The following is a 12306-nucleotide window of genomic DNA, read 5'->3' as shown; positions in this document are numbered from 1 at the left end:
AATAGCGAGTATCCCAATTCTGATGTATTGATAGAGGCATTGGCTAATCAGAAGGATAGGTTATTGGGATATGCTGGTTTAGAAAAATTACCAGAAGTTAAATGGTTGGGTGAAAAAACTGGAGAAAATTCTCGCGCTCTGGGTACTACTTTGGGGTTGAGTATTGATGGTGAAGTTTATGTAATGACTGTAATAGATAGTCGTGGCGGACGAGACCCTCAAATTCGTAAATGTATTAATAAGTTGGCAAAATATCTGGTTGATAATGAGGGTCTACTTTAATTAATGGATAATGGATAATGGATAATTGATAATGGATAATTGATAATTAATGGATTTAGATTAATTATTACTGACAATAATTCAAAGCAAAATCCAAAACTTTAACAATAAAATCTACATCTGTTTTTGTAATGCAAAGTGGTGGTTTAATCCGTAAAATATTACGATATAAACCACCTTTACCAATAATTAATCCTAAATCTTTTGATACTTCGTGAACTTGAGATGTAAGTTCAGAATTTGGTTCTTTTTTTCCCGATTTTTAACTAAGTCAATACCGACCATTAATCCATAACCACGAACATCCCCAATACATTCATATTTGTCTTGTAAATTATTCAGACCTTTGAGTAAATAATCTCCAACTAGAGAACAATTTTGTTGTAAATTTTCCCTTTCAATTGTCTCTAAAACTGCTTTACCTGCTGCACAAGAAACAGGATTTCCACATTTCCAATTTTGTAGAATATTTTAGGTTTTTTACCCACAATTTTAGTCCAGACGGCCTACTACACTAATCCTTCAAATCATCATTTTCCAACCCCTGATTTTTCATTCTTTTTCCGAAAGAGAGAAAACCCCAGGCAGATTTTTCTTCAGTTTCATTAGTTGGTGGAGCAAGCACAATTAACCCACTCGGAATACACTCTACCTCAATAGGAGTAGTGCCAATAATTTCACCATCAAGTACAACTTTTTGTGGTGGTTCTGTACTGACTTTTACCCGTTTTGTTCGCAAACCAATAGTATCTTCATGTTGAGCAGGAGTTTTAAATATTGCTGACCCGAACATTCTAACTCCAGCATTAACTGCTTGCAGTCTACTATTGGAGGTAATTATCATTACTTCCAGTAAACCATCATTCATAACTACTTCTCCCAAACCTTGAGCTAAAAATGATGTGGGTGGAGCTGCATTAGCAATAGTAATAGCTCCTGCTTGAAAAGTTTTGGTAACGTCGTCAATTTCTATTTCAATATCAAAAAGTTGTTGTTCTTTTAGTTGATCCCAACCTGCCATCATATATGCAAGCACTCCCCAACGGTTTTTGGTTTCCCGGTCTGCTCTTTCTATAGTTTCTGCTTCATATCCCACCCCTGCTAATAAAATCATGGTACGTTCATTGCAACGACCAACATCTATAACGCGAGTTTTGCCTGCCAAGATAACATCGCAAGCACTTCTGATGGGTGTAATACTAGGAATACCTAATGCCATACAAAAGGCGTTAGCTGTTCCCCTGGGAATTATACCCAGAGGAATATTTGTATTGACTAAAGTTCCAGCAACAGCAGAAACTGTACCATCTCCTCCAGAAGCAATAATTATATCTGCTTGTTTAGCGATCGCTAATTCTGTTAATTCTGCTGCTGTTTTCTCTGGAGTTGTTTGATGTATATATAAATGTAGATAAGGTTCAAGAAGTGATTTAATTAATGATAATTCTTGTTGAGCATTACCTTGACCAGATATCGGATTAAATATCAGGTGAGCAACAGTGGTTTGAATGAAACTGTTAATAATAGTTTCGGCAGTGGCAATATTGATTGCAATAGGAACATTATGTACCTGACACAAACGTAATAATAATTGGATATCGGGTTCATAAGATTGAGAGAATAAGTAGTCTACCAAACAAATAACAGCAACTACATTACCCGTAGTTACTTCTACAGCTATTTGAGCATCTCCTCCCAAGGGACCTGCTAAGACAGAATTTATTTCTATGCCTGTTTCTTGTAAAATATATTGGGCAGTGTTTTCTGTCGCTACTAATTGATAGCGAGATAGTACAATTTTATGTTTCCTGACAAATTCAACTAAGTTGTCTTTTTTACTGTCATAAGCAAGTAAAGCAATAGTATTTGCCATAATTTTTTTGTCCTATAATTCACAGGACTTACGCACAATAGTCAATTATACACCAGTTGTAGGGGCGAACGGCCGTTCGCCCCTACTAGATATGGTAGTTCTGCGTAAGTCCTGATTAATATACTATATTTATTATAAGAGCGTAAACATTTCCTGCGGAATGCTACACAAACAGCGGTTTAATAACTAAGCTGACCGCTGAACGCTATTTTACCTACCATATACTATCTATTTTGTAGGGGTTGGGTAACCAAACCCCTACTGTTAGTATTAGAAGTAAATTGAGTTTAAAATCTTGGTAATATCATGTCCGTTGGTATCGTTTGTGTAAAAGTTGGGGAAATATCTACCTTATCCAAGATTTTTCCTTCTCTTACTACTTCTTTCTTCTTCCTTCTTCCTTCTTCCTTACTTTATCCATACAATACTGATGCTACCGGACATGATATAATTCCAGATTTATGCAAGTTAGTGAACAAACATTTCACGCAATTTTTCTTCTTCCTCTTTTGGCAGGTTAGTTGCCAGANCTTCTTTCTTCTTCCTTCTTCCTTCTTCCTTACTTTATCCATACAATACTGATGCTACCGGACATGATATAATTCCAGATTTATGCAAGTTAGTGAACAAACATTTCACGCAATTTTTCTTCTTCCTCTTTTGGCAGGTTAGTTGCCAGAATTTCAAACTTGATATCTTTAATTGCCTCTTCTACCCGATCTTTAACTGCATCTGTGCTTAACAAAAATAATGCAGAAGTCCCCTCAGTTACTTGAGTGCGGATTTTTTCAATGAAATCATCATTAATGCCAATATCTTTAAAGGAACCACTCAAGGCTCCCATTGCAGCGCCAATAGCCATTCCAAAAATTGGCACAAAGAAAATGATGCCAAAGAGCATCCCCCAGAAAGCACCATCCAAAGCACCTAGTTTTTTCAGGTCATATAGTTGATTAGTTTTGGGTTTTTTCTTTCCTTCTTTCCAACTCACAATTGCTGCATCTTGAATTTTGATTAGTTCCTGTTTTTGTAAGTCATCCAAAATACTAATCATTTTCTCAGCACCGTCAGCAGTTGGGAATTTTAATACTGTTAGAGTTGCCATTTAATATCTCCTATCGAATAAATCAAACATCCATTTAGATTATATGACAAAGAATGTGCAATTCTTTGACTTCAGTAGTTAGCCCCGATGGATAATTTCAGGCAACCACGGCGGTGTTGCCGTTGTTAACCTCCTAAAAAGTTAAGCGTCGGAAGTATGTCAATTACCTACTACTTCATCAGCATCCATGCGTGCTGCTACCGCTTCTAAAGTTGCTACTTCTGCTTCGTCAATAGCGGCCAATGCAACCATAATGGCCGCAGCAGCATACTCTTCAGCACGGTTAGCACGAGCTACTAGCTTGTCTTGTTCTCGCTTGGCTTTCCAGTCGGCAATTTGAGATGCTACCTCTGATTTCTTTGTTTGAATGCGTTCTTCCAACTTAGCCTTAGAATCAGCAATTTCTTGCTTTTTACTTTCTAATTTGGCTTTTGTGTCATTCATTTTGGACTTGATGGTTTCCTCAGCTTCTTTGGAAGCTACCTTTAAACTGCCCTTAACTTTTTCAACTTGACTAGCTATCTCATCCAATTTTGTCTGGAGATTAGTACGAAGATTGTCTATTTTCTGATTCATAATGTTTCTTCCAGATTGCCAAATTTGAATCCACAACATTAACCAATATCCTATCAGAGCGAGTTATTCTTAATTCTTAAGTTTGTCTTTATAATTTTATATCAACATTCGTCTTGTTGTTCTTGTTTTAAACCAGCAATACTCAGATAAACATCTAGTTCTGGATCGACTATACTTTCTTTACTCTAGTAGGGTGNATTCATAATGTTTCTTCCAGATTGCCAAATTTGAATCCACAACATTAACCAATATCCTATCAGAGCGAGTTATTCTTAATTCTTAAGTTTGTCTTTATAATTTTATATCAACATTCGTCTTGTTGTTCTTGTTTTAAACCAGCAATACTCAGATAAACATCTAGTTCTGGATCGACTATACTTTCTTTACTCTAGTAGGGTGCGTTAGAGAAGCGTAACGCACCGTAAAAGTTATATTTTTTTCTTTTAACTTACATGAAAATGGTGCGTTACGGCGCAACGCCGATTTTTGAAGGGCAAATTCTCTGAGTAAAAAGCGCCTAACACACCCTACTGAACTACTGAACTATTTATCACTTATTTTATCTTGTTTTGAATCACTTTACCTGAACTAGAAAATGCCACAGCTTGGCTGCCTGAAACACCAACCATTACGGCTTCAACTATTGGTTCATTTACTTGTTTTTCTGCTACCCATTCTACTAAAAAGTTTGCTCCNAACACACCCTACTGAACTACTGAACTATTTATCACTTATTTTATCTTGTTTTGAATCACTTTACCTGAACTAGAAAATGCCACAGCTTGGCTGCCTGAAACACCAACCATTACGGCTTCAACTATTGGTTCATTTACTTGTTTTTCTGCTACCCATTCTACTAAAAAGTTTGCTCCTGAACCTCCAGTCTAGTAGGGTGCGTTAGAGAAGCGTAACGCACCGTAAAAGTTATATTTTTTTGTTTTAACTTACATGAAAATGGTGCGTTACGGCGCAACGCCGATTTTTGAAGGGCAAATTCTCTGAGTAAAAAGCGCCTTTCATGTTGCGCAGCAAAACACACCCTACTGAACTACTGAACTATTTATCACTTATTTTATCTTGTTTTGAATCACTTTACCTGAACTAGAAAATGCCACAGCTTGGCTGCCTGAAACACCAACCATTACGGCTTCAACTATTGGTTCATTTACTTGTTTTTCTGCTACCCATTCTACTAAAAAGTTTGCTCCNAACACACCCTACTGAACTACTGAACTATTTATCACTTATTTTATCTTGTTTTGAATCACTTTACCTGAACTAGAAAATGCCACAGCTTGGCTGCCTGAAACACCAACCATTACGGCTTCAACTATTGGTTCATTTACTTGTTTTTCTGCTACCCATTCTACTAAAAAGTTTGCTCCGGAACCTCCAGTTGTGTCTTTTTGTTCTAAATAAAAATCCCGTGAAACTAAAGGACCTAATTTTAATGGATTTTGCACATATTGTTTAACTAATTTTCCATCTGTATCATAATATTTTACCGCAGTAATAATTATCGAATTTGTCAGGTCAGTATTCCGAATACTTAGAGTTGCTGATAGATTATAAATTCGTTGTTGATTAGCGTAATATACATGAGAATATATCGGAACATAAATAGTCTGTCCTGTAGCTATTTCTAAGTTTTCAGTCAGGATAATTTCTGTTTCTTGGGCAGATGGAGAATTAACAGCAATGGCAGTATTATTATCCTGACTTGATTGACTTAGTGGTTGTTGGATAATCTGAGTAGAAGTACAAGACCAAAGTAATGTTATAGCAATTGTGAGAAAAATACACTGGAAGATTTGTTTCATTTTTCTTGTCAATATTAGTGAGATAAATCAGTTGAAATTATTAATAGACGGAAGAGGGAACAGGGAACAGGGAATGTATTTTTATGAATAAAGCACTGAATTTTACAACTCTAGCTTATCTTCTGGAGAGGTCTAATAAACCTCTGGTGATAATCGAAAATAAAATCAATTATCGCGTATAAATCATCAATTATTTCCCCCTACTAGACTGACACACCTTAAATGGTGCAATAGATGTAGGTTGGGTTGTTTGCGTTAGCATTGCGCAGCATGGGACGTTTGCGAAGCATTTCCAACGGAAAAACCCAACAAAAATCTTTCTCCCCTACTCCCNGGTTGTTTGCGTTAGCATTGCGCAGCATGGGACGTTTGCGAAGCATTTCCAACGGAAAAACCCAACAAAAATCTTTCTCCCCTACTCCCTTACTCCCCTACTCCCTAATGCACTATTTTAGTTGAAACAGTCCACTACTCCCTACTCCCTACTCCCTCTTTTCCGGAAAGGTCTAATTTGATTCTGCTAAACCTAACCATCGAGCAACAGGAGCTAAAGTCAGACCTTGAACTAGAACTGAAGTTAGCACGATAAAAAATACAACATTAAAAATACTACGTCCACCTGAAATACCAGCAGTTACTGGAAATGTTGCCAGAATAATTGGCACAGAACCCCGCAACCCTACCCACGAAATAAATAATTTTTCTCGTAAAGAATACCGACTCAAAACCAAACAAATAAATACACTAACAGGACGAGCAATAAATATGAGAAATATGGCAATTACTATAGCAACACCAGCTACAGGTAAGAGACGGGAAGGAAATACTAATAATCCTAAAGTTAGAAAGATCACGATTTGCATTAACCAAGATAAACCATCGTGAAAACTACGAATAGTTTCTGAGTACATAAAGCGGAAATTTCCCATCACGACTCCAGCAATATAAACTGCTAAGAAACCATTACCACCAAATAAATCTGTAATCCCGTATGTCAGCATTGCCATTGCGAGAGTGGCAACTGGGTAGAGACCTTGGGAACTCAAGCGCAAATGATTTACCACCCATACTATGGCACGCCCCATACCATAACCAAATGCTCCACCTACTCCTATTTGCAAGAATAGTGAAAGCAATAATTTAATGATGGAAGTATCCCCAGTGGATAAAATTTCGACTATTTGGACAGTTAACAAAACTGCCATTGGGTCATTACTTCCTGATTCTAGTTCTAGTAGTGGTTGTAGGTCTCCCTTCAGTCCTAACTTGCTAGTTCTGAGTACAGAAAAAACTGCAGCAGCATCAGTTGAGGAGATAATTGCCCCTAATAATAGTCCCTCTGACCAAGTAATACCTTCAGGTCCAATGTTGAAATCAGAAAAAGACCCAAGCATAAACCAAGCGAATGAACCTAAAAGTAAGGCAGTAATTCCTACGCCAACAGTTGAAAGTGTTAGACCTTTCCAGAGAACAGGTCTAATTTGAGTCCATTGTGTATCCAGTCCCCCAGCAAATAATATCAAAGTTAGTGCTAAATCTCCAATCAATTTTGCCTGCATTGGATTATCAAATTCAATACCACCAATGCCTTCTGAACCTGCTAGCATTCCGACTAAAAGGAATAATAGTAGAGCTGGTACTCCTAACTTATTAGCTGCTTTACTCGCAATAATACCAGCTAGCAAAAGCACCCCTGCACCTATAAATAATTGTTCTACTGGAATCATCAAATTTAATTAGATTTTTCTCGGAAAATTATATAGCACTGACTAAATAATTAATAATTAATCATTAAAGTTTACAGTCTCTTCTTTTAATTAATCCTCTTCTTTCGCAGAATATGTAATTTTTAAATTTTCAAGTAATTGTTAGTCTAGTAGTGCCATGTCAAGCCTTAAATGTTAGTTTAGGAAAATGGTACGATGCTAATTTTTCAAAGCTTGACATCAAAAATCTATTCCACCATTTTAAGCTTGACACGCCAGTANTAGGTCAAGGAAAAACTCATCCGAAAAAATATGTAATTTTTAAATTTTCAAGTAATTGTTAGTCTAGTAGTGCCATGTCAAGCCTTAAATGTTAGTTTAGGAAAATGGTACGATGCTAATTTTTCAAAGCTTGACATCAAAAATCTATTCCACCATTTTAAGCTTGACACGCCAGTAGGGTGTGTTAGAAAAGCGTCATGTACCGCAAAAGGTATATTTTTTTTACTTACATGAAAATGGTGCGTTACGGCGCAATTAGATTTTTCAGGGACAAATTCTCTGAGGAAAAAGCGCCTAACGCACCCTACTTTTGACTACTGCTACAATTATTGCAAATCTACTACTTTTTACTTTTGCAGACGAGGTAATTTTTAATTGCTAAAAATTGATTTGAGAACAGAAAATTAAATGTTTGAGAGAAAAGAGAACAATGGAAAGTTTGAAAAAGTATTGGCTCGAAGAAAAAATGATAATAATTCTAATTTGGCTTAAATGAATCTAAAAAAGTTACTACTGCTCCAGCTATTTGATTATCTTTTGCTGTTTCACTCGCACCGATAAGATGCAAGCGTTGCTCTACTAAATAAATTCTGAATGTAATAGTTTCAGCGTCATTTTTTAACACAAATTCTCTACCTGGAATATCTCCTAAATTGTAGGAGCGATCGCTACTTAATTCAAAACCTGTTACATCAACAATTTTCTTTTGAAAGTTGGGCAATATATTTTGTTTATTGGCTAATTGTTGACTGGTTAAAATATCAGAATAAGCAACTACAAATCTTGCTGATGTTGGATGAGTTGCAAATACTTTAAATTNCGTCATTTTTTAACACAAATTCTCTACCTGGAATATCTCCTAAATTGTAGGAGCGATCGCTACTTAATTCAAAACCTGTTACATCAACAATTTTCTTTTGAAAGTTGGGCAATATATTTTGTTTATTGGCTAATTGTTGACTGGTTAAAATATCAGAATAAGCAACTACAAATCTTGCTGATGTTGGATGAGTTGCAAATACTTTAAATTTAATTTTCCCCTTCTCAGTTTCAATAATTTCTGTTTCTTCAGTCATAGTTCCAGCAGGCATCCAGATTGAGAAGCCACCTTCTTTAAAAATAATATTTTGCCACTGTATTTGTCCTGATTCAATTGTTAATATAGGTTGGGGATTTTGTTGTTCTAGTTGTTTTATTTCTTGCTCCATTTGGAGTCGTCCTTTATCAAAAAAGTCGGGACGGTTATCTAGAAAACCTTGGGCTTGTATAGTAGCCATACTTTGGCTAGAACTAGATAAATTAGATATTCCACTACTAAAGAAGAAGGAAGAAGGAAGAAGGAAGAAGGAAGAAAGAAGGAAGAAAGAAGAAGAAGGCAAAAATCTATTTAATGGAAAACGCATAATTTATTTGTTTTATAGCGCTACGCGCTAGGGAATAGGGAATAGGGAATAGGGAATAGTAAACTGTCAAAGGATTTTCCTAGGTTATGCTGCGCAAACAGGATTTAGAAATGTCCGCGCTCTTTGCTTCGACTGCTATATCAAGTAAAGAATAAGTAAGAAGGAAGAGGAAGGGAAAATCTATTTTTTGTCTCTTGAAACAGAAATTCAAGAATTAAGAATTAAGAATTACCTCTCCTTGAAAAGAAGAGGATTGACGAACAGGAAAATTTTTATTTATTATCCCCTTAAAAGGGGAGGCTTTAAACCACAATNAAAGAAGAGGATTGACGAACAGGAAAATTTTTATTTATTATCCCCTTAAAAGGGGAGGCTTTAAACCACAATATTTCGGTAATAAAGCCGAATTGATTAATGATAAATTATCAATAATCCATTGCTAATGGATAGCTTTAAGAGCAGGGTCTTATTGCTGTTTGCGTAGCATTCCGCAGGAAGAGCTGAGTGCTAATAACTGTTTGGGCAGCATGACCCAGGAAATACTTACTAATAATTTCATAATTTTTCTAGATTTGAGGATTTTCACGATTGATATATGGTGATTATTTTAGGAGATCCATTATAATTACTAGCAACTATGTTATATCAATCCTAAATAATTTGTGAAAAAAACTGTAGGGATTTGGTCTTTTCATCCCATTTTCGATTGGGTTTGGAAACCAAACCCCTACGATAAAACATTAAAATTAAGGTATAAAGTCTCTTCTCGACCAAGAGAAGAAAAAATTCCTTGAGCGCCAATCCTTCTATTACAGAAGAGGTAATTATTAATTATTAATTATTAATTATTGAATACTCCCCTACTCCTGTACTTCAATCAAATGTAGAAAAGTTTTTGATAAATGGTATTAGAGGAGGTAGGAAGAAGAATTATCCCTTTATTTTTCTGCCTCGCGTCAACCCAAAATCCTAACTTTTTGCAGCTTTTTATAACAAAAAAATCGTACTTTTTTCCGACCTAAAAATTATGAAATATNGTATAAAGTCTCTTCTCGACCAAGAGAAGAAAAAATTCCTTGAGCGCCAATCCTTCTATTACAGAAGAGGTAATTATTAATTATTAATTATTAATTATTGAAAGCCTATTTTGGATTGCTATAATAGCTGAATGCTTATTACATTTAGAATATTTTCGTAAAAATTTTATCAGGGGATTACATTGTCAAAAACAACATTTAAACCAAAACATCCTTTTATCCGCTTACTTAACTATGGAGGTAAATATAAAACTCAAATTTGGCAAGCGGTTATCTGTTCAATTTTAAATAAAATTTTTGACCTAGCACCTCCAGTTTTAATCGGTGCAGCAGTAGATGTTGTTGTTAAACAAGAAAATTCTCTAATTGCTCAATGGGGAATTAAAGATATTTTTGGGCAACTTTTGGCTTTGACATTTCTTAGTTTAATTGTTTGGGGATTAGAATCAATTTTTCAATATGCTTATGAGCGACTTTGGCGAAATTTGGCTCAGAATATTCAGCACGATCTACGCATTGAAACTTACAGTCATTTACAAGATTTAGAATTAGCCTATTTTGAAGAACGTAGTACAGGGAATTTAATGGCAATTTTAAATGATGATATTAATCAGTTAGAAAGATTTTTGGATGTAGGGGCAAATGAAATAATTCAAGTAACAGTAACAGTCATAATTATTGGCGGTGCTTTTTTTGTTTTAGCTCCTAGTGTTGCTTGGTGGGCAGTATTACCAATGCCGTTTATTATTTGGGGTTCAATTTGGTTTCAAAAATTTCTTGCTCCTCGTTATGCTGAAGTTCGAGAAAGTGTAAGTTTATTAAGTGGGCAATTATCTAATAATCTTTCAGGAATTACCACAATTAAAAGCTTCACAGCAGAAAATTATGAAGTAGGAAGAATTACCAAAGAAAGTAATGCTTATAAAACCAGTAATAGAAGGGCTATAACTTTTTCTGCTGCTTTTGTACCTCTAATTAGAATTATAATTTTTATCGGTTTTGTGGCAACTTTATTATTAGGTGGATTAGAAGCAGTTGCTGGTAGATTAGCCGTCGGTACTTATAGTGTCATGGTATTTTTAACTCAACGATTATTATGGCCTTTAACTCGTTTAGGGCAAACTCTTGATTTATATCAAAGAAGTATGGCTTCTACTAATCGGGTGATGAATTTATTGGATACTCCAATTACTATTCATCCTGGAGATAAACCTTTATCTGTTGAGTCGGTTAAAGGAGAATTAGAGTTAGAAAATGTTACTTTTGCCTATCAGGAAAAATTTCCAGTTGTGGAAAATATTTCCCTGAAAATTCCAGCAGGAAAAACTATTGGAATTGTCGGTTCAACAGGTTCGGGAAAAAGTACAATAGTCAAATTATTACTGAGGTTTTATGAAGCTCAGTCAGGCAAAATAACTCTTGATGGAATAGAGATAAATCAAATTAATTTACAAGATTTACGGCGGGCAATAGGTTTAGTAAGTCAGGATGTATTTCTATTTCATGGAACTGTGGCAGAAAATATTAGTTATGGTTCTTTTGATGCGACTTTGCCAGAGATTATTGCAGCAGCTAAAATTGCTGAGGCGGATGATTTTATTAATCAATTACCCCAGGGTTACGATACTATTGTTGGGGAGAGAGGACAGAAATTATCAGGAGGTCAAAGACAACGAATTGCTATTGCTAGGGCGGTGTTAAAAAATCCTCCTATTCTAATACTTGATGAGGCAACTTCAGCAGTGGATAATGAAACTGAAGCAGCTATTCAAAAATCTTTAGAAAAAATCACTCAAAATCGAACAACTATTGCTATTGCTCACCGTCTTTCAACTATCAGAAATGCCGATTGTATTTATGTCATGGAACATGGCAAAATAGTAGAATTTGGTCGCCATGAAGAATTATTAGAAAAGTCAGGAATTTATGGTAGTTTATGGCGCGTACAATCTGGTTTAAGATTAGTTAGTTAGTAAGTTTTAGGTTGTTACATTTTATCGTAGGGGTTTGGTCTCCAAACCCAAGCGAAAATGGGATTTGGAAACCAAAAGTTTTTTTCACAAATCATTTATGGTTCTATATAGTATTACTTATGCTTAGTTAGCGAAAATGGGATTTGGAAACCAAACCCCTACAATTTTTTTTCACAAATCATTTATGGTTCTATATAGTATTACTTATGCTTAGTTAGCGAAAATGGGATTTGGAAACCAAACCCCTAC

7 protein-coding genes and 4 pseudogenes are annotated in these 12306 nt (G+C 35.4%); 2 read left to right on the top strand and 9 right to left on the bottom strand.

Features of this window, described 5'->3' with window-relative positions:
- Nucleotides 1–282 (top strand): annotated as a pseudogene (locus AFK68_RS28370) (serine hydrolase); the annotation flags it as partial.
- A gap of 195 nt (nucleotides 283–477) precedes the next feature.
- On the opposite strand, the gene AFK68_RS46810 reads toward AFK68_RS28370, so the two are convergent.
- The 9 genes and pseudogenes from AFK68_RS46810 to AFK68_RS28325 form a co-directional block, all read right to left on the bottom strand.
- Entirely contained in the window at nucleotides 478–750 is a 273-nt protein-coding gene (locus AFK68_RS46810) for an aminotransferase class III-fold pyridoxal phosphate-dependent enzyme (RefSeq protein ID WP_094677066.1), read from the bottom strand.
- 46 nt (nucleotides 751–796) lie between these two features.
- Nucleotides 797–2155 carry a methylglyoxal synthase gene (mgsA, locus tag AFK68_RS28360; protein WP_094677064.1) on the bottom strand — a complete coding sequence of 453 codons (1359 nt, stop codon included), beginning with the start codon at nucleotides 2153–2155 and terminating at the stop codon, nucleotides 797–799.
- A gap of 619 nt (nucleotides 2156–2774) precedes the next feature.
- Complete coding sequence (locus tag AFK68_RS28355) at nucleotides 2775–3260, bottom strand: DUF1269 domain-containing protein (protein ID WP_094677062.1); 486 nt, start codon at nucleotides 3258–3260, stop codon at nucleotides 2775–2777.
- Between the two features lie 159 nt (nucleotides 3261–3419).
- The gene (locus AFK68_RS28350; RefSeq protein ID WP_143438381.1) at nucleotides 3420–3836 is read right to left on the bottom strand and encodes a hypothetical protein; all 417 of its coding nucleotides are present in this window, start codon (nucleotides 3834–3836) and stop codon (nucleotides 3420–3422) included.
- 554 nt (nucleotides 3837–4390) lie between these two features.
- Nucleotides 4391–4531 (bottom strand): annotated as a pseudogene (locus tag AFK68_RS43685) (DUF3124 domain-containing protein); the annotation flags it as partial.
- 36 nt (nucleotides 4532–4567) lie between these two features.
- Nucleotides 4568–4708, bottom strand: a pseudogene (locus tag AFK68_RS42770) (DUF3124 domain-containing protein); the annotation flags it as partial.
- A gap of 195 nt (nucleotides 4709–4903) precedes the next feature.
- A pseudogene (locus tag AFK68_RS43680) lies at nucleotides 4904–5044 on the bottom strand (DUF3124 domain-containing protein); the annotation flags it as partial.
- 36 nt (nucleotides 5045–5080) lie between these two features.
- A complete protein-coding gene (locus AFK68_RS28330; RefSeq protein WP_094677056.1) occupies nucleotides 5081–5656 on the bottom strand; it encodes a DUF3124 domain-containing protein in 576 nt (191 codons plus the stop codon).
- A 506-nt stretch (nucleotides 5657–6162) separates the two neighbouring features.
- Complete coding sequence (locus tag AFK68_RS28325; protein ID WP_094677054.1) at nucleotides 6163–7383, bottom strand: potassium/proton antiporter; 1221 nt, start codon at nucleotides 7381–7383, stop codon at nucleotides 6163–6165.
- A 2883-nt stretch (nucleotides 7384–10266) separates the two neighbouring features.
- On the opposite strand from AFK68_RS28325, the gene AFK68_RS28310 reads away from it, so the two are divergent.
- Nucleotides 10267–12057 carry an ABC transporter ATP-binding protein gene (locus AFK68_RS28310; protein WP_094677048.1) on the top strand — a complete coding sequence of 597 codons (1791 nt, stop codon included), beginning with the start codon at nucleotides 10267–10269 and terminating at the stop codon, nucleotides 12055–12057.
- Nucleotides 12058–12306 lie beyond the last annotated feature (249 nt).

The sequence above is a fragment of the Hydrocoleum sp. CS-953 genome (assembly GCF_002260545.1).
Classification (GTDB): Bacteria; Cyanobacteriota; Cyanobacteriia; order Cyanobacteriales; family Microcoleaceae; genus Trichodesmium.
The sequence above is the reverse complement of the archived record's forward strand: the minus strand, read 5'-3'. Positions and strand labels throughout refer to the sequence as shown.